Genomic DNA, 25,976 nt, shown 5'->3' with positions numbered 1-25,976 from the left:
GCCGCCCGCGACGGCTTGCCACATCGGCGTCGGCGTGTCGCTCAGTCGGCGGTCACACCGGTGGGGGTCAACCCGATGTCGCCGATGTTGCCCTGCAGGCGCACACGGCCGTCTTCGAGCTTGTAGGTCACGCCCACGATGGCGCACCGGCCGTCGGCGATCCGCCGGGCGACGATCTGCGAACGCTCCTCGAGCAGCTTGCCGGTCTCCACCACGTGGCGGCCCTCGAGTTCGTCGACGGTGGTCAGGCCCTCCTTGCGACCGATGAGGATCGACGGGGCCACCCTCTCGATGATGCTGCGAATGAAGCCGGAGGGCACGTCGCCGGCGTCGAGCGCCTTGAGGGTCGCACCGACCGCACCACAACTGTCGTGGCCGAGGACGACGACGAGCGGCACGTCGAGGATTTCCACCGCGTACTCGATCGATCCGAGCACGGAGCTGTCGATGACATGGCCTGCGGTACGGACGACGAACATGTCGCCCAGGCCCTGGTCGAAGATGATCTCTGCGGCAACGCGCGAGTCACCGCAACCGAACAGCACCGCGGTGGGATGCTGTCCGTTGACCAGTTCGGCACGGCGGGCGATGCCCTGGCTGGGATGCAGCGAGGCGCCGCTGACGAAGCGCTGGTTACCCTCGGTAAGGGCCTTCCACGCTGAAATCGGGTTGGAGTTCGGCATGCGCACATTATTCACCCGTACGGGTGACCGGTTTCGCGCGGAGGGGTTACCGGAAAGTAAGCAACACCTCAGGGTGTCCTGGAGGGAGACGTGAAGTGCCGGTCGACACGACCGTACTGCAACGGTGGTACGCCGCCGAGGCACGGGATCTGCCGTGGCGACGTGACGGGGTCACCGGCTGGCAGATCCTGATGTCGGAGGTGATGTTGCAGCAGACCCCGGTCGCGCGGGTCGCGCCGATCTGGGAGGAGTGGGTACGCCGCTGGCCGGTGCCCTCCGCGATGGCGGCCGCCGGCCGGGCCGACATCCTGCGCGCGTGGGGCAAGCTCGGCTATCCGCGTCGCGCACTTCGATTGCACGAGTGCGCCGGTGTGCTCGCCGCCGACCACGGCGACCGCGTACCGGAAGATGTCGCCGTGCTGCTGTCGCTGCCCGGCGTGGGCGCGTACACGGCGCGAGCGGTCGCGTGCTTCGCATACGGACAACGTGTTCCCGTCGTCGACACCAACGTGCGCCGTGTCGTCGCACGGGCTGTCCACGGTCGCGCTGAACCCGGAAACCCTTCCACCACAAGAGACCTCGCCGACGTAGAGGCGCTGTTACCGCGCACCCGCGCCCGTGCCGCGACCTTTTCCGCCGCGCTGATGGAACTCGGCGCCACCGTGTGCACCGCCCGCACCCCCGACTGCGGACGCTGCCCGCTCTCGAACTGCGCGTGGGTGGATGCGGGCCGGCCTGCGCACGACGGGCCGGCGAAGCGCGTACAGAAGTTCGCCGGAACGGACCGGCAGGTGCGCGGCAAGTTGATGGCGGTGCTGCGTGAGAGCGACACACCGGTCGAACGGCAGGCCCTCGACCTCGTGTGGCTCAGCGATCCCGGCCAGCGCGACAGGGCGTTGCATTCGCTGCTCGTCGACGGGCTCGTGGAACAGACCGACGACGGTCGGTTCGCGCTCGCCGGGGAGGGCAACGGCTGAGACGGGTCGGCGGCTATCCCAGTCCCCCGAGGAAGCGCTCGACGACCTCGCGGTACCGGTCGGGCCGGTCGTCGTGCACGAGGTGCCCTGCGCCCTCGATCCGCACGTACTCCGTGCCGGGGCGAGTGGCCATCTCGCGCATCTGACCGTGCGGGGTGATGGTGTGCTCACCCTCGACGAGGAGGGCGGGGACCGTCAGCGAACGCCACTCGTCCCAGAAGTGCCGGCTCCCCCACTCCTCCGAGATGTCCCGGAAGGTGGCGACGTCACCGTGGAGGTACCAGCCGTCGTGGCGGCGCTCGAAGGAAGCGAGGAAGTACCGGCCCGCGACCGGTCCGAAGAATTCGAGGACGGAGTCGTCGGTGGGGAACGGCTGCGGCCACTGCTCGATCATCGCCGCCCAGTCCGCGGCGGTGCGGCCACGGAAGTCGGGTGCCATGTCCTCGATCACGAGCGCCGCCACTTTGTCCGGATGTGCCGCGGCCAGGCACCACGCGTGCAGACCGCCCATCGAATGCCCGATCACCACGAGCGGTTCGTCGAATCCGTCGAGGTGCGCCGCAAGGTCGGCGACGAACGCTTCCGTGCCGGGTTCGGCCGGGGCCGGACGACCGTGACCGGCGGCGTCGAAACTGTGGATGTGCCCGAATGTGCGCAGCCAGGGCACGTGCCGATGCCACGTGCGAGCACTGCCCATCAGGCCGTGGAGCAGCAGGATCGGACGCCCGGTACCGCCTTCGTCGTGCAACACAAACGCCCAAGGTAGCGGAGTAGGCTCTCGCGCATGGCAGTCGTGAAGATCAACGCAATCGAGATTCCCGAGGGCGCCGGCCCCGAACTGGAGAAGCGGTTCGCGAACCGCGCCCACACCGTCGACAGTTCTCCCGGTTTTCTGGGCTTCCAGCTTCTGCGCCCCACCGCGGGCGAGAATCGCTACTTCGTGGTGACGCAGTGGGAGTCCGAGGAGGACTTCGCTGCCTGGCGCGACGGCGGCGCGAAGGCCGCGCATGCCGGAGAGGCCGAGAAGCCGGTTGCCAGCGGCGCGTCGCTGCTCGAATTCGAGGTCGTCCTCGACGTCAAGAAGTCCTGACAGCACCGTGTCCGACGACGCAGGGCGCGCACTTACCTATCCGGAGGTCGGTGCCAGCCGGGGGACGCTCCCGGCCGGCTACCGGCATCTGAAGGTCGAGCGAGTGCTGGGCAGTGGCGACGCCACATTCCGGGCAGCCGCCGACCGGTTGCTGCGCTGGGACATGCATCGCGCCGCCGGCCTGCGCATCGCCCCCGGAACGCCGCCCGCGGCGGTAGGGCTCGAGGTGCGGCTGGAGTTCGGTTTCGGGCCGCTGCGGCTGCCGGCGTGGTGCCGCGTCGTCGATGTCCTCGACGAGCCGGACACCCGCGGTTTCACATACGGCACGCTGACCGGGCACCCCGAGATCGGCGAGGAAACCTTCCTCGTGGAGCGCGGCACCGACGGCGTCGTGAGGGGCCGGGTTGTCGCGTTCTCACGTCACGGTCGCTGGTATACGAAAATCGCCGGGCCGGTGGGCCACCTCGTGCAGCGGCGCACCGCGCAGCGCTACCTCGACGCCCTGGCCGGTACGTAAGGCCGTCGCCGGGTCAGGCTTCGGTCTCGGCGTCGACGTCGGCGAGCGCGCGCTCCAGCAAGGCCACGAAAACGTCCTTCGGTTGCGCACCGGACACCGCGACGGCGCGATTCGCGACGAAGAAGGGCACCCCGGTCACGCCCAGCTCGCGTGCGGCGGCCAGATCCGCGCGGACCGCGTCGGCTCCCGCGCCGGCGGCGAGATCGTCCCGGACCGACTCCGCGTCCAGTCCTGCGGACGCGCCGATGCGCACGAGTGCATCCCGGTCGTCGACGACCTCGCCCTCGAGGAAATGCGCCCGGAACAACGCCTCGAGCACATCGTCGCGCTTGTCGCCGGCCAGATGCACGAGCCGGTGCGCGTCGAAGGTGTTCGCGGCGATGTCCGTGTCGAAATCGCTGTCGAGACCGACCTGCGTCGCGGTGGCCGCGACCTGCGCGAACATCTGCCGTATCTGGTCGGCCGGCATCCCCTTCATCTCGACGAGTGCCTCGACCTCCGGTTTACGCAGGCCCACCTGAGTGTCGGGAGACAACTGGTACGAACGCCAGGTCACTGCGATGCGGTCGCGATCTTCGAAGCTGTCCAGAGCTTCGGCGAACCGCCGCTTGCCGATGTAGCACCACGGGCACGCGATGTCGGACCACACTTCGATGTGGGCGGTGGGAACGGCGGTTTCGGTAGGCAGGGTCACGAGCCGATTCAACCCCGCCCGGCCGGGCGATGTTCCCTCAGGACTCGAGTGCGGCGTCGAGAGTGATCTCCACGCCGGTCAAGGCCTTGCTCACCGGGCAGTCGGTCTTCGCGGCCTGCGTGGCTTTCGCGAATCCGTCGGCGTCGAGGCCCTCGACCTCACCGCGCACCGTCAACTTGATGCCCGTGAGGCGGAAGCCTCCGGCCGGGTCCGGGCCGAGCGAGACATCTGCTTTCACGTCGAGGCTCTGCGGTGTTCCCCCGGCCTCGGCGATCAGCGCCGACAGCTGCATCGCGAAGCAGGACGAGTGCGCGGCGGCGATCAGTTCTTCGGGGCTCGTGGCGCCCTGGGCATCGTCGGCAGCCCTCTTGGGGAAGGACACGTCGAACGTGCCGCGTCCGGAGCTGGTGAGTTCGACCTGGCCGGAACCGTCCTGCAGTCCGCCGTTCCAGGCAGTGCGCGAAGTGCGTGTGGGCATGCTCGTTCCCTCTCGTCGCTACGTAGGATCCACAAGATCTGTGAAGACGAATCACTCACGGCCGAACCTACCGCCCGTCCGGCGGCCTCCGGGCCGGTTCGCCGACAATCGTCCGGTCCGGTGCGGACGATCCGTGCCGCACGGCCAGCTGTTCCGCCCGTGCCCGGATCTCGTCGCGTAGGGCAGACGGGCTCAGCAACTCGGCGTCGTCGCCGAGCTGCCACATCAGGGCCCCGGCGTGCGCGGCGCCGCCGAATTCGATGTCGACTCGCTGCCACCCGTCGCCGTCGTCGCGTATCCGGCCCACCGAGATTCCACCCGCGGCCAATTCCGCCGAGCGGTGGCACCGCACCCGCACCGTCGCGGTCACGGTGGTCAATTCCGCGCGGAAATCGGCGCGGCGGCGCTGCCAGACCTGCGCGAGGTCGAACCCCTCCGGGCGGCGCACCGGAGTGTCGAGCTTCCGTACATCGACGATGCGCGACAACCGGTAGGTGCGTTGGGCGCCGCGGTGCAACGCCACCAGATACCAGCGTCCGGCAGCACTGATCAGTCCGAGCGGATCGACGGTGCGCCAGCCCGGCTCGCGGTCGCGAGGCCGGTACAAGATACGCACCCGCCGGTCGTCGAACACCGCCTGTTGCACGAGTCCGAGGTGCGGGTCGTATGGGGGCTCTGCCAGCCAGCCCGATCCGGTGACGAGAATCCGTTCCGACGCCCGCGTTGCTGCTGCCCTCTGGACCTCGGGCAGTGAAACCGTCACCTTCCGCATCGCCGCGGCGAACGCCGGGGCCATGCCCAATGTCGCGGGAGCTGCGGACGTGCTCGCGGCCAGGAGAGCTGTAGCTTCGTCGACGGTCAGTCCGGTGAGATCGGTGGTGAAGCCGGGGAGCAGAGCGAATCCTCCGTCACGGCCACGTTCGGCGTACACCGGGATCCCCGCCGACGACAACGCCTCGATATCGCGCAGCACGGTGCGCACCGACACCTCGAGTTCGCGTGCGATCTCCGGGGCCGTCATCCTGCCCCGGTACCGCAGCATCAACGTCAGCGACAGCAATCGTTCGGCTCGCACGACCGGAAATCTTTCCACGAATACATGACAGAAGATGTCGTGTATCGGGACGACCATTGGTTCATGACCTCAACACAGACCGATCCCCGCCCTCTGTTCCGCAACGCACTCGACTGGGTCGCCACCCTCATCGACGGTGTTCGGCCCGAGCAGTTCACCGACCCCACCCCCTGCCCCGAGTTCGATGTCCGCTCGCTGATCGGGCACATCGTCGGCACCGTCGACCGCGGCCGCATCATCGGCGCGGGCGGCGATCCCCTCGCGGTCCCCGAGAGCGCGACCGCGCCCGACGATGCCTGGACCACCGTCCTGCGCTCCGCCGCCGACCGCTACTGGACCGTGTGGGACGACGATGCGCTGCTCGACAGCACCGTCACCGCGCCGTGGGGCACCTTCCCGGGGCGAGCGGCAGTACTCATCGCACTGAACGAGGCGCTCGTCCACGGATGGGATCTTGCAGTCGCTACGGGACAGAACCCGGAGGCCGACCCCACCTCCGCCCAGGCGGCACTGACCATCATGCAGCAGGCCCTACCCGAAACTCCCCGTGGCGGACGGGTGCCTTTCGGTGACGTCGTCCGGCCCGCGGCCGACGCGGGCCCCACCGAGCGGCTCGCCAACTGGGCCGGACGAGTGAGCGCACCGTGGCGCGACCGGGCGGGCAGCAGCCGCTGACCGGACGGGACGAGAAAGCCCAGGGGCGGCACTCCGGAAGGAGTGCCGCCCCTGGGCGTATTGCTCGTACTCGACGAGTTTCGAAGCTACTGGGCTTCTGCCTCGCCCTCACCGGTCTTGGCCAGAACCACCGCCGGTGAATCCGGCACCTCGGCCGGCTTTTCGCTCGGCGTGAACGTGAACTTCGCGTCCTCGCCGGCGCCTTCACCGTCCCAGTTCTCGACATCGACCAGAACGATCTGGCCGGCGCCGATCTCGCCGAACAGGATCTTCTCGGAGAGCTGATCCTCGATCTCACGCTGAATCGTCCGACGCAGCGGACGAGCCCCGAGCACCGGGTCGAAGCCGCGCTTGGCGAGCAACGCCTTCGCCTTGTCGGTGAGCTCGATACCCATGTCCTTGTTCTTCAACTGCACCTCGACACGCCCGATCATCAGATCGACCATCTGAATGATCTGATCCTTCGTCAGCTGGTGGAAGACGATGATGTCGTCGATGCGGTTGAGGAACTCGGGCCGGAAGTGCTTCTTCAGCTCGTCGTTGACCTTGTTCTTCATGCGCTCGTAGTTCGACTCGTCGCCCTTACCGGACGTGAAGCCCAACCCGACCGCCTTGGAGATGTCGGCGGTACCGAGGTTCGACGTGAAGATCAGCACCGTGTTCTTGAAGTCGACGGTGCGACCCTGGCCGTCGGTGAGACGGCCGTCCTCGAGAACCTGCAGGAGAGTGTTGTAGATCTCCTGGTGGGCCTTCTCGATCTCGTCGAACAGGACGACGGAGAACGGCTTGCGGCGCACCTTCTCGGTGAGCTGGCCGCCTTCTTCGTAGCCGACGTAGCCGGGAGGGGCACCGAACAGACGCGATGCGGTGAACCGGTCGTGGAACTCGCCCATGTCGATCTGGATGAGTGCGTCGTCCTCGCCGAACAAGAAGTTCGCGAGCGCCTTGGACAGCTCCGTCTTACCGACACCGGAAGGCCCGGCGAAGATGAACGAGCCGGACGGGCGCTTCGGATCCTTCAGGCCGGCGCGGGTACGACGGATCGCCTTGGAAACCGCCTTGACGGCATCCTCCTGGCCGATGATCCGCTTGTGCAGCTCATCTTCCATACGGAGCAGACGCGTGGTCTCCTCCTCGGTGAGCTTGAACACCGGGATACCGGTCCAGTTCGCGAGGACCTCGGCGATCTGCTCTTCGTCGACCTCGGCGATGACGTCGAGATCGCCTGCACGCCACTGCTTTTCGCGTTCGGCGCGCTGCGCGACGAGCTGCTTCTCCTTGTCGCGCAGGCTTGCCGCCTTCTCGAAGTCCTGCGCGTCGATCGCAGACTCCTTCTCACGGCGCGCGTCGGCGATCTTGTCGTCGAACTCGCGCAGATCCGGCGGCGCGGTCATCCGGCGGATGCGCATTCGCGCACCGGCCTCGTCGATGAGGTCGATCGCCTTGTCCGGCAGGAACCGGTCGTTGATGTAGCGGTCCGCCAGCGTCGCGGCAGCCACCAGCGACTTGTCGGTGATCGAGACGCGGTGATGCGCCTCGTACCGGTCGCGCAGACCCTTGAGGATCTCGATGGTGTGCTCGACCGTCGGCTCTCCGACCTGCACCGGCTGGAAGCGGCGCTCGAGCGCGGCGTCCTTCTCGATGTACTTGCGGTACTCGTCGAGAGTGGTCGCGCCGATGGTCTGCAGCTCACCGCGGGCGAGCTTCGGCTTCAGGATCGACGCGGCATCGATCGCGCCCTCGGCGGCACCGGCACCGACGAGCGTGTGCAGCTCGTCGATGAACAGAATGATGTCGCCCCGGCTGTTGATCTCCTTGAGCACCTTCTTCAGCCGCTCTTCGAAGTCACCGCGGTAACGGCTGCCCGCGACCAGCGACCCCAGGTCCAGCGTGTAGAGCTGCTTGTCCTTGAGGGTCTCGGGAACCTCACCGTTGACGATCGCCTGCGCCAGGCCCTCGACGACGGCGGTCTTACCGACACCGGGCTCACCGATCAGCACCGGGTTGTTCTTGGTGCGGCGGCTGAGCACCTGCATGACCCGCTCGATCTCTTTCGCACGACCGATGACCGGATCGAGCTTGCCTTCGAGTGCGGCCTGCGTGAGGTTACGGCCGAACTGATCGAGAACGAGTGACGTCGACGGGGTGCCGGCCTCGCCGCGGCTCGTGCCGGATTCCGTCGGTTCCTTCCCCTGGTAACCGGAGAGCAGCTGGATGACCTGCTGACGCACCCGGTTGAGGTCGGCACCGAGCTTGACGAGCACCTGGGCTGCGACGCCCTCGCCTTCGCGGATGAGACCGAGGAGGATGTGCTCCGTACCGATGTAGTTGTGTCCGAGCTGCAGCGCCTCACGCAGACTCAGCTCGAGGACCTTCTTGGCACGAGGAGTGAACGGGATATGCCCTGACGGCGCCTGCTGACCCTGGCCGATGATCTCTTCGACCTGGCTGCGGACACCCTCGAGGGAGATCCCCAACGACTCGAGCGACTTCGCCGCCACACCCTCACCCTCGTGGATGAGGCCGAGGAGGATGTGCTCCGTGCCGATGTAGTTGTGGTTGAGCATCCTGGCCTCTTCTTGAGCCAGGACAACGACGCGCCGCGCGCGATCGGTGAACCTTTCGAACATCGCACTCCCTCACACTCTCGACCTTCGGTCCCGGTACGCGGATTGTCCCGGATCCGGTAGCCGCTTTTCGCTCCGGCACTCGAGTCGTTCAACAGAACCGATATCGATTCCACGATCCCACTCGACACTCTAGTTGGCGTGGTATCCACGCGCTTCCCCTCCACCTCGAAAGGCGGAGGTCGCAAACCCCGCTACGAGTGCTAACGCTGCACGTGGTCGGTACGTTTCCGCAAGCTGTACGCCAACAGCGAACAAGCAGATCAGCGGCTCAGTAGCTGACCGAGCCGACGACCGAAGGTGTCGGGGGCCCGCTCCGGGTCCATCAGGGCATTCTCCGCGAGGACACTGTCCTCGTCGGCAACGGTATCGCGCCGGAACGGCTGCAACGAACGGCCGGGTCCCCGCAGGCGTTCGATCGTGGAGATCAGCGAGGTGTTCGTGATCTCCTGGGCCACCTTGTCGAAGGGCACATCCAGGTGCTCGGCGATCAGCTTGTTGCGCAGATCCACGGCGGCACGTCCGATGTCGTCACCCGGCTCGACCGCCTCGATCGCGAGATCGCATTCGCTGTCGAAACCCATGGAGCGGTTGTTGAGATTCGACGATCCGATGCGCAGCAGCGTGTCGTCCATGACCACGACCTTGGCGTGGACGTAGATGGGCCGCTCCCCCGCGGTGACCGGATAGTACGCCCCGAACCGACCGTGGATGTCGGCCTCCCACAACGTGTGCAGCAGGGTCCGGCGGGCTCCGTCCATTGCCTTCTGTTCGAGCCACCCTTCGGCGTTACGCGGAAGGACCAGCACGATCTCGGGGCCGTCCGGCTCGCGCAGGCGCTCGGCGAGCGCCTCGGCGATGCTGCGCGACGCGAGATACTGACTCTCGAGGTAGAGGCTGTGACGGGCACCGGCGATCACCGCGTGATAGAGCGCCTCGATTTCGTGGACGCCTTTCTGGTCCCCGTATTCCGGCAGGGTGCGGGCGATCGACACGTCCACGTCATGCAACGTGGGTTCCAGCCCGTCGGGCCAGATCGTGTGTGCCGGCTCCACCGGTTCGAGCTCTTCGCCCGTTGCCGCGAGCCAGCGTGCCCGGGCCTGGTCGCCCAGGGCGCGAGCAGCCTGCCCGTCGACTGCGGTGGTCACGTCGTGCCACGGTCCGTAGCGCCGGCCGGTGGGCTCGCGCCGATAGCGGCTGCGGTCGGCGTGCTCGGAGGTGTCCCACCGGTCCACGGTCATGTCGATGCCACCACAGAACGCCAGGGCGTCGTCGACGACGATGATCTTCTGGTGGTGCGCGGCACTGACGGGGTGCGCTCCGTCGATCTCGAAATGCAGCCGCGGATTGCTGAACCAGTTGTGTACGAACACCGGGGTCATGCCGCGGCCGAGCGCGCTGATCGCGCCGATGTTCCACTTGAGCAGGTAGATGTCGAGATCCGGCCGATGTTTCGGCAGCCACTTCAGGAAGGCACCGAGCCGATTGGGACCTTCGAGGGTGCGGCGATCGGGTTCGAAGGCGATACGGGTGTCGAAGTCCCAGCCGATCAGGATGATGCGCTTGCGCGCCTGCAACATCGCGGACTTGGCATGCCGAAAATAGTCGGCGGCGTCGACGATCGACGTCAGATGATCGGCGCGCTCGGTGCGCCAGCAGGTTGTGCCCGGCTCGAGCACTCGTTGGGCCATGCCGCGGATGTTACTACCGATATCTCGGGGCATTCACGGAAAACATCGGCTCGCAGAACGGTCCGGGCGGTGTTTCCGCTCACAATTAGCCCGCAGACGACAAGTGCGGGGTGATATCCACGTGAATAAATTTCAGATATCGCCCCGCACCCGATGGACGCCGTAGTGACCGGCGTCGATACCTCAGTGCGCCTTGTTGTATGCCTCGACAATTTCGGCCGAGATACGACCGCGGGCCGAAACAGCGAGATCGTTGTTGCGGGCCCATTCTCGAATGGCCGCGGTCTGCTCACGATCCGAGGCTCCGCGAACTCCCTTACGACCGACCGGCACGGCAGGAGTCACCTTGCTGCGCTTGCGACCGCCCACCTTTCGCGCATGCTCGATCCAGTAATCCAACTGCTCGCGCAACTTGGTCGCGTTGTCCTCCGACAGGTCGATCTCGTAAGTGACACCGTCGAGCCCGAACTCCACAGATTCGTCCGCAGTCGTCTCCTGGTCGACATCGTCGATCAGGGTGACGGTGACCTTCTTTGCCATGTGTGCAAATCCTCTCGAATGAAGAAACGCGCTTCCCCCCACGGGACGAGAACTACGATACAGGGGAATTAACGCATGGCAATACGACCGATAACGCTTTGAATTACCGGCTCGTGGGGCGAACAATTGGGAACAGGATTGTTTCCCGGATTCCCAGACCGGTGAGCGCCATCAGCAATCGATCGATTCCCATTCCGGTGCCCGTCGTCGGCGGCATACCCTGTTCCATCGCCGCGAGAAAGTCCTCGTCGAGAACCATGGCCTCGTCGTCGCCGGCGGACGCCAGCCGCGCCTGATCGACGAAGCGCTCACGCTGAATCACGGGATCCACGAGTTCCGAATAGCCCGTCGCGAGTTCGAAGCCCCGGACATAGAGATCCCACTTTTCAGTCACGCCACGCATACTCCGGTGATCGCGTGTCAGCGGCGAGGTCTCGACGGGGAAATCGCGCACAAACGTGGGCTCGTACAGCTGGTCGCCGCACATGTGCTCCCACAGTTCCTCGACCAGTTTGCCGTGACCCCAGCCTTTCCCCTCGGGAATATCGAGGCCGACCTGCCCGGCGAGCGCGACCAATTCGTCGAGTGTCGTGTCGGGAGTCACCTCGGTGCCGATCGCCTGCGACAGCGACGGGTACATTTCGAGGGTTTTCCATTCCCCACCGAAGTTGTATTCGGTGCCGTCGGCGAGCGTGACGACGTGGTTGCCGAAGACCGCCAGGGCAATCTCCTGGACCATCTCGCGGATCATGAGCGCCGAATCGTCGTATGTCCCGTACGCCTCGTAGGTCTCGAGCATCGCGAATTCCGGCGAGTGCGTCGAGTCGGCACCCTCGTTACGGAAATTGCGGTTGATTTCGAAGACCTTGTCGATGCCGCCGACGACGCACCGCTTGAGGAACAACTCCGGCGCGATTCGCAGATACAGATCCAGATCCAGCGCGTTCGAGTGCGTGACGAACGGCCGCGCGGCCGCACCACCGTGCAGCGTCTGCAGCATGGGTGTCTCGACCTCGAGGAAGCCGCGCCGCTCGAGTGCGTCACGCAGTTCACGAACGACCGCGACGCGCGTACGGGCGTTCTGCCTGGCCTCTGGCCGCACGATGAGGTCGACATACCGTTGCCGGACCCGCGACTCCTCGCTCATCTCCTTGTGTGCAACCGGCAGCGGGCGCAGGGCCTTCGCCGCCATGTTCCACGAATCGGCCATGACACTGAGTTCGCCGCGGCGGGAGCTGATGACCTCACCGTGTACCGAGACGAAATCGCCGAGATCGACGTCCGCTTTCCATGCGGCCAGGGACTCCTCGCCGACACCGGCCAGACTGATCATGACCTGGAGTTGGGTACCGTCGCCTTCCTGCAGCGTCGCGAAGCACAACTTCCCGGTGTTACGGAAGAACATGACCCGGCCCACGACGTCGACCTGCTCGCCGGTCGTGGTGTCGGGTTCGAGATCCGGATACTTGGCACGGATTTCCGCGAGTGTGTGAGTGCGCGGCACCACCACGGGGTACGCGTCCTTGCCCTGGGCGAGGAGTCGTTCGCGCTTTTCGCGGCGGACCCTGATCTGTTCGGGGGTATCGTCGGGCTGCTGAACGCTGGCATCACTCACGGGTAACCAGACTATCCGAAACCCCTGGACGGATATGCCGCCGATACCACCCGCACGTGCGAGAGGTCAGTGAGCGGTGACGCGAGCCACGTCTTCCGCGATGTGCCGGGCCTCGGTGACCGCCTCGACCATCCCGGCAGCCCGGATCGCCGCGTATCCACCGACCAGGTGGGTGACCCCCCGCAAACCACGCTGATGCAGGTCGGTAACCGTGCGGTGGGAATCGGAGCCCTCTGCCGACACGAGGATCCACTCGACGTGGTGATCGACCGCGACGGCGAGCCGACCCGGACGAGTCGGATCGAGCCGTTCGGCCACCAGATCCGTGTCGATTGCCAGCGCGCCGGGTAGAGTCCCCTGAAGGGCGCGCTGGGCGTGGGTACGAATGTCGATCACCACGGCGCCGCGGGTGACGGCGGCGGCCAGCTCGGTGGCGTAGGTGCGCTCGACAGCGAGCGGATACAGCGCTACCGGAGCGGTGGAAGATACAGAAGCAGGTGCCGAAGAAATGAGCGCAGCGCGCATGAGAAAACTCCCAGGAAAGTGTTATCGGTCGAGGCGGACGTCAGCCTCGACAACACTCCTGGGCACTCATGCAGCGGATCATGGCGAAAATTATGACACAGAATCGCTACCGACGGAATCCCCGGAGCCACCGCGGAAGTTGCCGGCAGCACCGCCACGCGCCGCCCGGCGCGCCAGATTCCTCTCGTACACCAGACGCAACCCTTCGAGGGTCAGATCCGGCTCGTGATGTTCGAGGGTGCGGGACTCGTGCATGATCAGCGGCGCACTGTCGCCCGTGCCGATCACGGCGACATCGGATCCGGCGAAACCGGGGACTTCGGCACACACCCGGCGCACGAGTCCGTCCACCATTCCGGCGAATCCGAAAACCGCGCCGGCCTGCATGCATTCGACGGTGTTCTTGCCGAGAACTCCGCGGGGACGCGCGAGTTCGACCTTGCGCAACGCAGCCGACCGTGAGGCCAGCGCATCCATGGAGATTTCGACCCCGGGAGCGATTGCGCCACCGAGAAATTCGCCTTTGCCCGACACGACGTCCACACAGGTCGAGGTGCCGAAATCTACGACGATGCACGGACTTCCATAGAAGTGGTGGGCAGCGAGGCTGTTGACGATACGGTCGGCACCGACCTCTTTCGGGTTGTCGACGAGCAACGGCACGCCCGTACGCACCCCCGGTTCGACGACCACGTGCGGAACCGTGTCCCAATAGCGCGCGAGCATCACGCGTAGTTCACGGAGCACCGACGGCACGGTGGACAACGCGGCGACACCGGTGATCTGCTCCGCGTCGCGGCCCAGCAACCCGCGGAAGAGCAACGCGAGTTCGTCGGCCGTCATCCGCGGATCGGTTCGAACACGCCAGTCCTGCAGCAATTTCGCATGCGAACCACTGCCGGTGAACAAGCCCAGAACGATATTGGTGTTCCGGACGTCGACCGTGAGGAGCACCGCTAAACCAACGAGGGGGACTCGAGCGTGGCGAGCATGCGGGGGGTGATCAGACCGGACCCCTCGGGCGCGTGCGCGGGATCGTTTCCGAGCTCGACCTGCCGGTTGTCCGCGTCGACGAAGACCACGGCCGGACTGTAGTCCTTACATTCCTGCTCGTTCATCACGCCGTAGGCAATGAGGATGACGAGATCGCCGGGGCTGACGAGACGCGCTGCAGCACCGTTGATTCCGATGATTCCCGAACCGCGCTCGCCGGCGATGACGTACGTTTCGAGACGATTGCCGTTGTCGATGTCGACGATGCACACCTGCTCACCTTCGAGCAGATCCGCCGCATCCATGAGGTCCTGGTCGACCGTCACCGAACCGACATAGTGCAGGTCCGCGTGCGTCACGGTCGCGCGGTGGATCTTCGACTTCATCATGGTACGAAACATGTTCGGCCTCAGCTCTTTCTGTTCTTCTCTTGCTCGATCAGCGGGTCAGCAGGTCGTCTTCGGTGTTCGGGTCCACGGGCCCGGTCGCGCGCTCGAGGAATCCGGTACCCACCGCGACCCCGACGTTGTCGATGAGCCGGGTGGTACCGAGACGCGCGGCGATCAGCAGCCGGCCGTCACCGCGCTCCGGGGCCGGCCCGAGATCGACTCCGCGCAGTTCCAGATAGTCGACGTCGATGTCCGGCGCGGACGCGAGGACATCACGCGCGGCCGACAGGATCGCGTCCGATCCCCCGGCGGCCGCGTGCGCTCCGGCGACCAGCGCCGCCGACAACGCCGTCGCGATCTCGCGTTCGTCCTCACCCAGATAGCGGTTGCGCGACGACAACGCCATCCCGTCTGCCTCGCGCACGGTGGGAACCCCGACGATGCGGATGTCGAAATTCAGATCGGCAACCATCTGCCGGATCAGCGTCAGTTGCTGGTAATCCTTTTCACCGAAGTAGGCGGCGTTGGGACCGACGATCTGCAGCAGCTTCGCGACCACGGTGAGCATGCCCGCGAAGTGGGTAGGACGCGAGGCACCCTCGAGCTCCGCGCCGAGCGGGCCGGGATGGATCATGGTGCGCTGCCCGTTCGGGTACATCGCGGCCACCGAGGGCACCAACACCAGCTCGACTCCCGCCTCGCGCAGCAGCTCGAGGTCGGCGTCCACGGTTCGCGGGTACGCGTCGAGATCCTCGCCGGCACCGAATTGCAGGGGATTGACGAAAATCGACACGACCACGACCGCGCCGGTCAGCTTGGCCTGCCGCACCAGCTCCATGTGCCCCGAATGGAGAGCACCCATGGTCGGTACCAGGGCAACGGTCCGTCCGACCGCACGCAGTGCCCTCGTGACCTTCGTCAGCGCCGCGGGGTCATGGTGAACGGTCAGCTCCCCGCGCGCGTATCCGCCCTGTCCTGCGTCACTCACCGTGATCAGCCCCTTCGAGGATCTCCATCAGTTCCGGCTTCGAACCGGTGCGCTGCGCCGACCGCAACGACAGTGCGCGATATCCCGCGGCGATCCGCGGGTCGACGTCGGCCAGGACCCGCAGATGTGTGGCGACCGCCTCCGCATCGCCTCGCGCGACCGGACCGGTCAGCGCGGACGGTCCGCGGCGCAGCACATTGTCGAGTGCCGCGGTGAGAAGCGGTTGCAGGACACGCTCGGCGACACCGCCGGGAGCGCTGTCGACGACCTGCTGGCCGAGAAGTTCCTGACCTTCGAGCGCGACGCGGAGAGCCTCGACAGCGTCGGCCACCAGCGTGACCAGGTGATTGCTGCCATGAGCGAGGGCCGCGTGATAGAGCGGGCGCATCTCCTCCGAAACCCGGACCGGCTCTCCGCCGATCTCGAGGACCAGTGACTGCGCGACGGCATAGCCGATCTCGTCCGCGGCGGTGATGCCGAAACAGGTCGACGCGAGTCGAGCGGTGTCTTCGTCGTGCCCGGTGAAGGTCATCGCGGGGTGAATGGCCAGCGGAGTCGCGCCCAGTTCGGTGAGCGGCGCGAGGATACCGACGCCGTGCGCGCCGGAAGTGTGCACGACCAATGTTCCGCGGGGCACCACGCCGGTAGCGGCGAGACCGCGGATCAGCTCGTTCAGTTCGGAGTCCGGGACGGCCAGAACGAGCAACTCGCAGTGCGCCGCGACTTCGTCGACCGGAAGGATGCGGGATTCGGGCAGACGCGTGCGGGCCCGATGCTTGGAAGCCTCGGAGACTGCCGAGCATGCCGCCACGACATGGCCGACCTGTTCGAGCGCCGCACCGATGGCGGTGCCGACGCGGCCGGCGGAGACGATGCCGATCGTCAGACGCGCAGGGGCAGGCGCATTTGTGATCCCGAAGGAATTCACGGGAGTCCTCTCGTTCGTTCCAGTCCCGCAGTGCGGGTACCAGACGTTCTGCCCGAGAATAGCGTGCAGCGTTCCATCGGGGCCATGCCGACCGAACGTGATCTGCGCCTCATGCGGCGTGTATGTTCGTCCTGATCAGCGGTCTGCCGAGAGCGCCGCGAGAATCTCGGCGACGCTACGCCCCTTCGTGTGGCCGCCACCGGACTCGTCCGCACGGCGGCGGCCCCGTCGTCCGGTGGGCTCGTCGTCCTCTGCCGCAGGTGTCGTGCCGCCGGTTTCCGTGGCTCCGGCAGCGATCGTTTCCTCGGCCGCGTCGGACGGCTTCTCGTTCTGCTCGGACGACACGGCAGTCGTCTCGGCGGTGAGTGGTTCGTCGTCCGGGGAGGCGAAGGCGGGACCCGACGGCCGGGGCGCCGTGACCCGGGTGGCGCCGCCCAGTTCGCGCGCGCGGTCGGCGCCGGTCTGTAATGCGACAGCGTCGACCGGGAGCTTTCCCTCGAACAGCGCCTCGAGATTTCTGCGCAGCGCTACGAGTTCCGTACGCAGAGCTGCCATTTCGTCGGCGTCGATCCGCAGTTCGGTGCGCACCTTCTCTTCGAGAGTCAGCTCGTATTCACGCCGGGCCGAAATTTCCCGTTCGAGCTGCAGTTCGTACACCGTTTTCAGGTCGTCGGCCTTCGCCTTGTCGAGTGCCGATTCACGGCGATACTTCGTCATCGCGATGGCTCCCACAGTGGCCGCCCACAGCGCGACGACGACGGCAACCCGGAGAAGCTGCACGCTCTCGCTGAACACCAGCAGCAGGGAAGCCACCATGGCCAGTCCGAGCAGACCCGCCACAATCACCGAACTGGGGCTGCGCCACGGACGACGATTCTCTCTGCCTCGCCCCGGAAACACCATGTGCACCAGGGTACTGGTCGAGTGTGGCGCGGGGCCCGGGAAAAGACCGGCATCGACCCGCCGCTGCGGCGCTCCGCTCAGGTGGCGGGGTCGCCTCCGGACGGTTCATCCGGATCTTCCGGCGTCTTACAGCAGTGTTCGAGCCACAGGGCGGCCGCGACGAGCGCGACACCCGCGAACGCCCCGACGAGCACCCCGGAGGTGTCTTCCGCCGCAGCCTGCACCACAGCGCGCTGAGGCATCAGGAACAGCAGGAATCCGCTCCAGACTCCCGCGCTCGCCGCACCGACGAGTGCCGATGCCTTGGCCAGCGCGACGGCACGCGCGGCTGTGATCGGGTGGAGCTGCCTCGGGCCGTCACCGATCTCGTGCTTTCCGACGCGGGACCGGATCATGAATGCCAGCACCACCTCGAGAGCGGCGACCGGGTAGAGCGACGCGCCGGCGTAGACCGGTATCGGCGGCAACGACCCGTACATACTGCGGATCAGCAGCCACGCCACGACAGCAGCGAGCAGTGCCAGCCCGAGCAGATCGCGGATCCGGGTCGGTCTCAGCACTCGCGCCTCCGGCCCGATGCATCCGGTGGTGTGGGAGCGGACAGTGTGGGAGCGGACAGCGACAGGTCACAGCGCCGCACACCACCGCGTTCGGCGGGATCGAGTTCGGCGAGCAGGTCGGCGAGGCGCCGTCGAACCCCGCCGACGGTCAGTTCCCCATCGCCTTCGACGTCGAGCCACGGCACCAGAACGAAGGCCCGCTGATGCGCACGCGGGTGCGGCAAGGTCAGTTCGGGGTCGTCGCTGCGCACTTCGCCTGCGGCGTCACAGCAAGTGAGGATATCGACATCGAGACTCCGCGGACCCCATCGCTGCACACGCACCCTGTCCGCGGCAGCCTCGAGTTCCCGGCCGAGCAGCAGCCAGTCGTGCGCGGACCGGGTCGAGTCCTCGGCGACCACGACGGCGTTGAGGAAGTCCTGCTGTTCGACCCCACCCCACGGCGCAGTCGAGTACACCGCCGACACCGCAACGACCCGGGGGCCGAGCGTGTCGACGACCGACTGCAGGTGAGCGAACCGATCTCCGATATTCGAACCGATGGACAACACCGCCCGGCTCATACGTCGCTCCGGCTCCGGTCGACGACGACGGCCACGTCGGAGAACGTCAGGGCAATCGGGGCGGACGGCTTGTGCACCGTCACCTCGACACGCGCGACCCGCTGATCAGTGAGTACGTCGGCGGCGATCTCTCCGGCCACCGTCTCGATCAGGTCGCGAGCCGGGCCCGCGACGATCGCCGCCGCCCGTTCGGCGAGTACGCCGTAGTGCAGGGTGTCGCCGAGCGCATCGCTGCGCGCGGCAGGCGCAAGGTCGAGCCACGCCGTGATATCTATCAGGAAATCCTGACCGTCGCGCTTCTCGTGGTCGAAGACACCGTGATTGCCGCGCACGCGCAGGCCGCGCAGTTCGATGCGGTCGCTCACACCCGTACCCCCTTCGAATGTCCCTGCTGCCACGCCTGGACCACGGCCAGGGCGTCGCGCGACGCCCGCACGTCGTGCACGCGCACTCCCCACGCGCCGTGCGTCGCGGCGAGCGCCGACACCACCGCGGTCGCCACCTCACGACCGGCCGGCGGACGGACGGTGCCGTCCGGGTCGGCGAGCAGCGACCCGAGGAAACGCTTGCGGGATGCTCCGATCAACACGGGGAATCCGAGATCGATCATTTCCGGGAGGCGATTGAGCAGCTCCCAGTTGTGATCGGCCTGTTTCACGAAACCGAGCCCCGGGTCGAGGACCAGGTTCTTCGGGTCGACACCCGCCGCGAGGGCGACGTCGACCTGGGTGAGCAACTCGTCGCAGACCTCGCGGACCACGTCGTCGTAGTGCGTCGAGCCTCCGGCGTGCACGAACCCTCCACTGGGACGCCAGTGCATGAGGATCCAGGGGATCCCGGCGGATGCGACGGTCGGTGCCATGGCGGGATCGGCACGACCCCCGGACACATCATTGATGATCGTCACTCCGGCCGCGATGGCAGCCTCGGCCACGGACGCACGCATCGTGTCCACACTCGTGGGGATGCCTTCCTGCGTCAATGCCTCGATTACAGGCACGACCCGGCCGGCTTCGACCTCCGCATCCACGCGCACTGCACCGGGACGGGTCGATTCGCCGCCGACATCGACGATGTCGACGCCGAGCGCTCGAAGCTCGAGCCCACGGGCGATCGCGGTGTCCCGGTCCAGGTAGCGACCCCCGTCGGAGAACGAATCGCTGGTCACGTTGAGTACGCCCATCACGACAGGCGCCGGCGCTTTCAGGAGCGCACTCACCGGCGGAGAATGAGGTCCAAGGCTTCGGCCCGCGACGCCGAACTGGTCTGGAACAGGCCACGCACGGCCGAGGTCGTGGTGCTGGCCCCGGGCTTGCGGATGCCCCGCATGGCCATGCACAGATGTTCCGCTTCGACCACGACGATCGCGCCGCGCGGCTCGAGTTTGCGCATGAGCGCATCGGCGACCTGGCTGGTCAGACGCTCCTGCACCTGCGGGCGCTTCGCATACAGATCGACCAGCCGGGCGAGCTTCGACAATCCGGTGACACGCCCGGTGGGACCGGGGATGTACCCGACGTGCGCAACACCGTGGAACGAGACGAGGTGGTGCTCGCATGTCGAGTACATCGGGATGTCGCGCACCAGTACCAGTTCTTGATGTCCCTCGTCGAAGGTCGTGTTGAGAACCTCGTCGGGGTCGGTGAACAGACCGGCGAACACTTCGCGGTAGGCCCTGGCGACTCGTGCCGGGGTCTCGCGCAGACCCTCGCGCTCCGGATCTTCACCGACGGCGATCAGCAACTCGCGTACTGCCGCCTCGGCCCGGTTCTGATCGAACTCCCGGCCCGACGACAAGCTCAGCGACTCTGCCCCATCGAGATCTTTCGAGCCGGGAATCGCCTTGGTATTCAGGTGGTTTACCGACACCCGACCGTCCTCCACTCTTCGTTGACTTCGAACTCGGCGTTGCCGGACGGTGCCGTCAACGCTGCCCGGACGGCCCCTCCCAGGGCTGTGTCGGCGGCGGTTCCGGCGCCGGGCGGTCTTCGTCGCGGGGCTCGCCGGGCTGCTCGGACGGTCCGGTGCGGGACCAATCCGGGTAACCCGAGTACGAGCCGCGCTGTTCTCCCGCCGGATCCTGCGGAGGCCATCCGGGTGCCGACCATCCGGCAGGTGCACCGTAATCGGGCCGGGTGGCGTGCCGTGGACCACCCTGATTCGGGGGCTGCGACGGAAAGCCGGGCAGGGGCTCGGAGGAAGGCACCGGCTGTGGGGCCGTCGGCGACGGCGCGGCCGTAGGAGGCTGCGGTGCGGAATATCCGTTGCCCGGCCCTGCAGGCTGGTACTGCGGCCGCGGCGCGGAACCCTGAGGCGGGTACTGCTGCGGCGGGTACTGCGCCTGTGGCTGGGGCTGGGGCTGCTTTTCGAGCGACGGCTGCGCCTGCTCGGGCGGCCACGGCTCGCCGCGTTCGAGAGCGAGTTCGCGCGGCGTCTTGATCGGCGGCTTGTCCGACGGAACTCGCTCACCGAAGTCGTTGAACGCTGTGATGCGCGGACGCTTGTCGACGGAGGCCAGAATCCGTTCGAGGTCCTTGCGGGTGAGGGTCTCGTGTTCGAGCAGTTCACCGGCGAGCAGGTCGAGGGCGTCGCGGTACTCGTTGAGGATCGACCATGCCTCGGTGTGGGCGGCCTCGATGAGGTTGCGCACTTCCTCGTCGATCTCGCGCGCGACCTCGTGCGAGTAGTCGGACTGCATGCCCATGGAACGGCCCAGGAACGGATCGCCCTGTTCCTGCCCGTAGCGCACCGCACCGAGTTTCGCGCTCATGCCGTACTCGGTGACCATCGCGCGAGCGATCTTGGTCGCCTGATCGATATCGGACGACGCGCCGGTCGTGGGCTCCCGGAACACCAGTTCCTCGGCGGCACGACCACCCATGGCCATCACCAGGCGTGCGATCATCTCCGACCGGGTCATCAAACCCTTGTCGTCCTCGGGCACCGTCATCGCGTGGCCGCCGGTGCGGCCCCGCGCCAGGATCGTGACCTTGTAGACCGGCTCGATGTCGGGCATCGCCCACGCGGCCAGGGTGTGCCCGCCTTCGTGGTAAGCGGTGATCTTCTTCTCGTGCTCGCTGATGATGCGGCTCTTGCGGCGGGGGCCGCCGATCACGCGATCGACGGATTCTTCGAGGATCGCCTCGGTGATCACGGTGCCGTTCTCGCGGGCGGTGAGCAGCGCAGCCTCGTTGACGACGTTCGCGAGATCGGCGCCGGACATGCCGACGGTGCGCTTCGCGAGACCGTTGAGATCCGCGTTCGCGTCGATCGGCTTGCCCTTCGAATGCACGGCCAGAATCGCGCGGCGACCTGCGAGGTCAGGGTTGCTGACGGGGATCTGCCGGTCGAAACGGCCGGGGCGCAGCAGCGCCGGGTCCAGGATGTCGGGTCGGTTGGTGGCGGCAATGAGGATGATGCCCTGCCGGTCGCCGAAACCGTCCATCTCGACCAGCAACTGGTTGAGGGTCTGCTCGCGTTCGTCGTGGCCGCCGCCCAGTCCGGCGCCGCGTTGCCGCCCGACCGCGTCGATCTCGTCGACGAAGATGATGCAGGGACTGTTCTGCTTGGCCTGCTCGAACAGGTCGCGCACACGAGAGGCGCCGACACCGACGAACATCTCGACGAAGTCCGAACCGGAGATCGTGAAGAAGGGCACGCCCGCTTCGCCGGCGACCGCGCGCGCCAGCAAGGTCTTGCCCGTTCCGGGCGGGCCGTACAGCAGCACACCCTTGGGGATCTTCGCGCCCAGCGCCTGGTAGCGGGCAGGATTCTGCAGGAAGTCCTTGATTTCGTAGAGCTCTTCGACGGCTTCGTTCGCGCCGGCGACGTCGGCGAACGTCGTCTTGGGCATGTCCTTCGACAGCTGCTTGGCCTTCGACTTGCCGAAGCCCATCATGCCGCCGCGGCCACCGCCCTGCATGCGGCTCATGACGAAGAAGAAGACACCGAGCAGGATGATCATCGGCAGGACGAACAGCAGGATGGAGGTCAGCCAGCTCTCCTGCGTGACCTGCGTGTCGAATTTCTCTGCGCCCGACGCGGCCACCTTGTCGAAGACCTGCTCGGAGGCGGCCTCCGGATACTTGGCGATGATCTCGGTGCTGCCCTCGGTGGTGTCGGTGCCGTTCTCGAGCCACAGACGGACCTGCTGCTCGCGGTCGTCGATGCGGGCCTCGGTGACATTCTGGGCATCGAGCTGCGCGATCGCGACGGACGTATCGACCTTCGTGAAGCCGCGTGTGTCGTCGCCGAAGTAGCTGAAGGCGTAAATGACCAACAGGATGCCGGCAACTATCGCCAGATTACGGAACACTGTCTTGCGGTTCATACAGGTTCGGCCCGGCCGGCCGGTCCTTTCGATAGTGCGGTCATCTGTGCGGTGCTCGTGCCCTACTCGCCCGGTGACAAACCGGGCACCGCAAGGTTACCGCGTGGGAACGACCGTGTGCCTGCGCGCGGTCCTACCCTGACACTCAACGTTCGGGACATGCCCCGAAGTTCCCACCCGGCTCGGGAGTCGTGGCTGCGGCGAAGCCCGAACGTGCCGCTTCACCTGCGGAGGGCATGCCGCACGTGGGTATGATTCGCCATGGCCACGCAGGAGCCGGACCCCACGGTCGCTGCAGATCCGACGAAGACGTCCGATACCGCAGCGACCGATATGGCGCCGACCGCCGCGACCTTCGAGAATCCTCCGTTGACACGCACGGCACCGGCCGTCACCGACCCCTTTCCCTCGGACGAACCCGCAACCGTCGACGACGTGCACGCGGGAGAGCGCATCGACGACTTCCACCTGCTCACGACACTCGGCGCGGGAGCCTTCGGCCGGGTGTTCCTGGCCCGCCAGGTGTCGATGCAACGGCTGGTGGCCGTGAAGATCTCCCGGAATCGCGGCAGCGAGGCACAGACCCTCGCGCAACTGGACCACGACTACATCGTGCGCGTCTTCGACCAGAGGATCCTTCCCGAGCACGGACTTCGCCTGCTTTACATGCAGTACATGCCGGGGGGCACGTTGCTGCGGGTGCTCAACAAGGTCCGTGGCACACCGGCCGAGCAGCGCAGCGGCCGGCTGCTGATCGACGCCGTCGACGACGCACTGCGGGAAAAGGGGGAGATTCGTCCGACCGATTCCACCGTGCGACTGGAGATCGGGGCGCTGAGCTGGCCGGAGACCGTGGCGTGGCTCGGACGACGCCTTGCCGAAGCCCTGGACTACGCGGACGGACGCGGCGTCCTGCATCGCGACATCAAACCCGCGAACGTTCTCCTGACCGCCGAGGGCGTCCCCAAACTGGCCGACTTCAACATCAGCTTCGCCGAAACCGTCGACAACAGCTCTCCTGTGGCCTATCTGGGCGGATCCCTGGCGTACATGTCGCCGGAACAACTCGAGGCGTGTCACCCGAACCTGCCGGGAAACGCGGCAGAACTCGATACCCGCAGCGACATCTACGCCCTCGGGGTGATGCTGTGGGAACTGCTCACCGGCAGCAGACCGGACGACGCCGAGGGCGGTGCCCTCGACCCGGACGCTCCCACGGTCACCGCACTCGACTCGATGCTGCAGAGACGAGGGACCGCTCCGGGTGAGGCGGCACTCGCGCAACTGCCGGCGGACTGTCCCCCGTCGCTGTGCCGCGTTCTCGTGCGGTGCCTGTCGCCCCGGCCGGCGGATCGGTGGGCGTCGGGCACCGACCTCGCGCAGCAGTTCGATCTGTGCCTCGACGCCCGGGCGCGGGCCCTGGTCGATCCTCCGGCGCGAAGCTGGCGGGCACGCCTGCGACGGCCGGTGGTGCCGGTGCTGGCGGCCGCGATCGGTATCCCGAACATTCTCGGCGCCCTGTACAACTACCAGCACAACGCGACGCTGATCGTCGACCGCCTGCCACCCGACTCGCAGGCACTGTTCGAGATGATCGCGCTGATCATCAACGCCACCGTCTTTCCTCTCGGAACCGCGGTCATCGTGTACTTCGGACGCCGGGTGATCACGGTGCCGCGCGGACTGCACCGCGGCCGCACGTACAGCGCGGTCGAACTCGCCCGCGCCAGACACGATGCGCTGCTGCTCGCCGACCGCGTCATCGTGGTGGTGATGGCGCTGTGGGTTATCTCGGGCATCGCGTTCCCGGTGATCATTCAGCAGATCACCGGGGACCTCGACGGTCGGGCGATCACCCACTTCGTCGCGTCCATCGTGGTGTGCGGCGCGATCGCCGTCGCGTACCCGTTCTTCTTCGTGGCGTTCTACATGGTGCGCTCGCTGTATCCGGCGTTCCTGCCGCACGGCGCGACAGACGCCACCGACGCCCGCGAACTCGAGGGCCTGCACCGGCGCAGTGTCCGCTACCTTGCACTCGCCGCGGCCGTTCCGCTGGCCGCGGTCGCCGGTTCGACATTCCTCACGATCGAGGAGATCCCGCAGGTGCAGGTTGCGGTACGGGTGCTGTCGGTGGGCAGCATCGTCGCGTTCGTCCTGGTCTACTGGCTGTTCCGGCTCATGGAGCAGGACCTCGAAGCCCTCCAGCGGTCGGTGGCGGTCAGGCAGGTCACCGAGGGATGGGATTAGCTGCTGTACACCTTCGGATGCAGGGTGCCGATGTACGGCAGGTCGCGATAGCGCTCGTCGTAGTCGAGTCCGTAGCCGACCACGAACTCGTTGGGAATGTCGAAGCCGACGTCCGCGACATCCACGTCGATCTTGACGGCGTCGGGCTTGCGCAGCAGGGTGACGACCTCGAGCGACGCCGGGTTGCGCTGCGACAGGTTGCGCATCAGCCACGACAGGGTGAGACCGGAATCGATGATGTCCTCGACGATGAGGACGTGACGGCCCGCGATGTCCTTGTCGAGGTCCTTGAGAATGCGCACCACGCCCGACGAGGACGTGGACGACCCGTACGAGCTGACGGCCATGAACTCCATCTGCGTCGGGATGGGCAGGGCCCGGGCGAAGTCGGTCATGAAGAAGATCGCGCCCTTCAGCACGCCGATGAGCAGCAGATCGCCCTCGGGTGCACCCACCGGGTACCGCTTCGCGACGGACTGCGCCAGTTCGGTCGTGCGCTGCTTGATCTCCTCTTCGGAGATCAACACCGACGCTATGTCGTTCTCGTACACCGGTCCTACCTTCCGTCAGTCGTCCGCACACCTCTGCTGGTCGACGAAATCCAGGTTCAGCCTGCCACGCCGACGCGACACGACCAACCTGACGCCCGGACGTGGACCTCCGCCCACCGCGACAGGCCCCTGTCCGCGCCAGGCCGCCACCAGATCGTCGATCGCGCGTAGGGTCCGGTTGGGCGGGGCCGAGACACCCTCGTCGAGCAGCCACTGTCGCACCGCACGCCGCCGCAGCGCGGGCGCGGCACTCGACAGCACGTCGACGGCCGGGCCGGAGTCGTCGCGGGCGCTCGCGAGCAGGGCGTCCGCCGCCGCATCGAGGGCATCCCCGTCC

General features: G+C 66.8%; 28 protein-coding genes. 5 read left to right on the top strand and 23 right to left on the bottom strand.

Annotated features, from left to right (window positions below; genetic code table 11):
• Positions 1-41: 41 nt before the first annotated feature.
• Complete coding sequence (locus Q8814_RS04630) at positions 42-683, bottom strand: carbonic anhydrase (RefSeq protein ID WP_330150841.1); 642 nt, start codon at positions 681-683, stop codon at positions 42-44.
• Between the two features lie 95 nt (positions 684-778).
• On the opposite strand from Q8814_RS04630, the gene Q8814_RS04625 reads away from it, so the two are divergent.
• Positions 779-1,660: an A/G-specific adenine glycosylase gene (locus Q8814_RS04625; protein WP_330150840.1), complete on the top strand. Its 882-nt coding sequence runs from the start codon at positions 779-781 to the stop codon at positions 1,658-1,660.
• A gap of 13 nt (positions 1,661-1,673) precedes the next feature.
• On the opposite strand, the gene Q8814_RS04620 is transcribed toward Q8814_RS04625, so the two are convergent.
• The gene (locus Q8814_RS04620; RefSeq protein ID WP_330150839.1) at positions 1,674-2,411 is read right to left on the bottom strand and encodes an alpha/beta fold hydrolase; all 738 of its coding nucleotides are present in this window, start codon (positions 2,409-2,411) and stop codon (positions 1,674-1,676) included.
• A gap of 33 nt (positions 2,412-2,444) precedes the next feature.
• Between Q8814_RS04620 and Q8814_RS04615 the strand changes: the two genes are divergently transcribed.
• Complete coding sequence (locus Q8814_RS04615; protein WP_330150838.1) at positions 2,445-2,750, top strand: antibiotic biosynthesis monooxygenase family protein; 306 nt, start codon at positions 2,445-2,447, stop codon at positions 2,748-2,750.
• Between the two features lie 7 nt (positions 2,751-2,757).
• On the top strand, positions 2,758-3,267 hold the full coding sequence (locus Q8814_RS04610) for a DUF1990 family protein (protein WP_330150837.1): 510 nt from the start codon (positions 2,758-2,760) through the stop codon (positions 3,265-3,267).
• A gap of 13 nt (positions 3,268-3,280) precedes the next feature.
• Here the strand turns inward: Q8814_RS04610 and Q8814_RS04605 are convergent, their stop codons facing one another.
• The 3 genes from Q8814_RS04605 to Q8814_RS04595 form a co-directional block, all read right to left on the bottom strand.
• Positions 3,281-3,961 carry a DsbA family oxidoreductase gene (locus Q8814_RS04605; RefSeq protein WP_408015833.1) on the bottom strand — a complete coding sequence of 227 codons (681 nt, stop codon included), beginning with the start codon at positions 3,959-3,961 and terminating at the stop codon, positions 3,281-3,283.
• A gap of 37 nt (positions 3,962-3,998) precedes the next feature.
• Positions 3,999-4,439 carry an OsmC family peroxiredoxin gene (locus Q8814_RS04600; protein WP_330150836.1) on the bottom strand — a complete coding sequence of 147 codons (441 nt, stop codon included), beginning with the start codon at positions 4,437-4,439 and terminating at the stop codon, positions 3,999-4,001.
• 67 nt (positions 4,440-4,506) lie between these two features.
• The gene (locus Q8814_RS04595) at positions 4,507-5,532 is read right to left on the bottom strand and encodes a helix-turn-helix transcriptional regulator (RefSeq protein ID WP_408015832.1); all 1,026 of its coding nucleotides are present in this window, start codon (positions 5,530-5,532) and stop codon (positions 4,507-4,509) included.
• A gap of 45 nt (positions 5,533-5,577) precedes the next feature.
• Between Q8814_RS04595 and Q8814_RS04590 the strand changes: the two genes are divergently transcribed.
• Positions 5,578-6,189 carry a TIGR03086 family metal-binding protein gene (locus Q8814_RS04590; protein WP_330150835.1) on the top strand — a complete coding sequence of 204 codons (612 nt, stop codon included), beginning with the start codon at positions 5,578-5,580 and terminating at the stop codon, positions 6,187-6,189.
• Positions 6,190-6,275: 86 nt separating this feature from the next.
• On the opposite strand, the gene Q8814_RS04585 is transcribed toward Q8814_RS04590, so the two are convergent.
• The 16 genes from Q8814_RS04585 to ftsH all read right to left on the bottom strand — a co-directional run bounded on the left by Q8814_RS04585 (position 6,276) and on the right by ftsH (position 22,841).
• Positions 6,276-8,819, bottom strand: coding sequence for an ATP-dependent Clp protease ATP-binding subunit (locus Q8814_RS04585; protein ID WP_330150834.1), 2,544 nt, complete (start codon positions 8,817-8,819; stop codon positions 6,276-6,278).
• 260 nt (positions 8,820-9,079) lie between these two features.
• Positions 9,080-10,507, bottom strand: coding sequence for a phospholipase D-like domain-containing protein (locus Q8814_RS04580; protein WP_330150833.1), 1,428 nt, complete (start codon positions 10,505-10,507; stop codon positions 9,080-9,082).
• A 183-nt stretch (positions 10,508-10,690) separates the two neighbouring features.
• Complete coding sequence (locus tag Q8814_RS04575; protein ID WP_330150832.1) at positions 10,691-11,047, bottom strand: histone-like nucleoid-structuring protein Lsr2; 357 nt, start codon at positions 11,045-11,047, stop codon at positions 10,691-10,693.
• 103 nt (positions 11,048-11,150) lie between these two features.
• Positions 11,151-12,662, bottom strand: coding sequence for a lysine--tRNA ligase (gene lysS, locus Q8814_RS04570; RefSeq protein ID WP_330150831.1), 1,512 nt, complete (start codon positions 12,660-12,662; stop codon positions 11,151-11,153).
• Positions 12,663-12,728: 66 nt separating this feature from the next.
• On the bottom strand, positions 12,729-13,187 hold the full coding sequence (locus tag Q8814_RS04565; protein WP_330150830.1) for a rhodanese-like domain-containing protein: 459 nt from the start codon (positions 13,185-13,187) through the stop codon (positions 12,729-12,731).
• A 90-nt stretch (positions 13,188-13,277) separates the two neighbouring features.
• Complete coding sequence (locus Q8814_RS04560; protein WP_330150829.1) at positions 13,278-14,141, bottom strand: type III pantothenate kinase; 864 nt, start codon at positions 14,139-14,141, stop codon at positions 13,278-13,280.
• Between the two features lie 2 nt (positions 14,142-14,143).
• On the bottom strand, positions 14,144-14,581 hold the full coding sequence (gene panD / locus Q8814_RS04555) for an aspartate 1-decarboxylase (RefSeq protein WP_330150828.1): 438 nt from the start codon (positions 14,579-14,581) through the stop codon (positions 14,144-14,146).
• Between the two features lie 37 nt (positions 14,582-14,618).
• Positions 14,619-15,557, bottom strand: coding sequence for a pantoate--beta-alanine ligase (gene panC / locus Q8814_RS04550; protein ID WP_330150827.1), 939 nt, complete (start codon positions 15,555-15,557; stop codon positions 14,619-14,621).
• Entirely contained in the window at positions 15,550-16,485 is a 936-nt protein-coding gene (locus Q8814_RS04545; protein WP_330150826.1) for a Rossmann-like and DUF2520 domain-containing protein, read from the bottom strand. Before Q8814_RS04545 ends, panC begins: the two co-directional genes overlap by 8 nt.
• A 135-nt stretch (positions 16,486-16,620) precedes the next feature.
• Complete coding sequence (locus Q8814_RS04540) at positions 16,621-17,388, bottom strand: DUF6779 domain-containing protein (protein WP_330150825.1); 768 nt, start codon at positions 17,386-17,388, stop codon at positions 16,621-16,623.
• 77 nt (positions 17,389-17,465) lie between these two features.
• Positions 17,466-17,948 (bottom strand): DUF3180 domain-containing protein, encoded by a 483-nt coding sequence (locus Q8814_RS04535; protein ID WP_330150824.1) that lies wholly within the window; start codon positions 17,946-17,948, stop codon positions 17,466-17,468.
• Positions 17,942-18,511, bottom strand: a complete 570-nt coding sequence (gene folK / locus Q8814_RS04530; RefSeq protein ID WP_330150823.1) for a 2-amino-4-hydroxy-6-hydroxymethyldihydropteridine diphosphokinase — start codon at positions 18,509-18,511, stop codon at positions 17,942-17,944. Before folK ends, Q8814_RS04535 begins: the two co-directional genes overlap by 7 nt.
• Positions 18,508-18,876, bottom strand: a complete 369-nt coding sequence (folB, locus tag Q8814_RS04525) for a dihydroneopterin aldolase (protein WP_330150822.1) — start codon at positions 18,874-18,876, stop codon at positions 18,508-18,510. The genes folK and folB overlap by 4 nt, the downstream gene beginning before the upstream one ends.
• Positions 18,873-19,694, bottom strand: a complete 822-nt coding sequence (gene folP / locus Q8814_RS04520) for a dihydropteroate synthase (RefSeq protein WP_330150861.1) — start codon at positions 19,692-19,694, stop codon at positions 18,873-18,875. The genes folB and folP overlap by 4 nt, the downstream gene beginning before the upstream one ends.
• Before the next feature lie 32 nt (positions 19,695-19,726).
• Positions 19,727-20,395 carry a GTP cyclohydrolase I FolE gene (folE, locus tag Q8814_RS04515; protein ID WP_408015831.1) on the bottom strand — a complete coding sequence of 223 codons (669 nt, stop codon included), beginning with the start codon at positions 20,393-20,395 and terminating at the stop codon, positions 19,727-19,729.
• A gap of 40 nt (positions 20,396-20,435) precedes the next feature.
• Entirely contained in the window at positions 20,436-22,841 is a 2,406-nt protein-coding gene (gene ftsH, locus Q8814_RS04510) for an ATP-dependent zinc metalloprotease FtsH (protein WP_330150820.1), read from the bottom strand.
• Between the two features lie 261 nt (positions 22,842-23,102).
• On the opposite strand from ftsH, the gene Q8814_RS04505 reads away from it, so the two are divergent.
• On the top strand, positions 23,103-25,088 hold the full coding sequence (locus Q8814_RS04505; protein WP_330150819.1) for a serine/threonine-protein kinase: 1,986 nt from the start codon (positions 23,103-23,105) through the stop codon (positions 25,086-25,088).
• Here the strand turns inward: Q8814_RS04505 and hpt are convergent.
• Positions 25,085-25,639 carry a hypoxanthine phosphoribosyltransferase gene (gene hpt / locus Q8814_RS04500; protein ID WP_330150818.1) on the bottom strand — a complete coding sequence of 185 codons (555 nt, stop codon included), beginning with the start codon at positions 25,637-25,639 and terminating at the stop codon, positions 25,085-25,087. The genes Q8814_RS04505 and hpt overlap by 4 nt on opposite strands.
• Positions 25,640-25,654: 15 nt before the next feature.
• Positions 25,655-25,976, bottom strand: a 322-nt coding sequence (locus Q8814_RS04495; RefSeq protein WP_330150817.1) for a TilS substrate-binding domain-containing protein, incomplete at its 5' end; no start/stop codon positions are given.

Origin of the sequence: Rhodococcus chondri, from assembly GCF_036327435.1 — a bacterium.
GTDB lineage: Bacteria > Actinomycetota > Actinomycetes > Mycobacteriales > Mycobacteriaceae > Rhodococcus > Rhodococcus chondri.
Note: the sequence above shows the minus strand (reverse complement) of the source record. Positions and strands in the feature narration are given on the sequence as shown.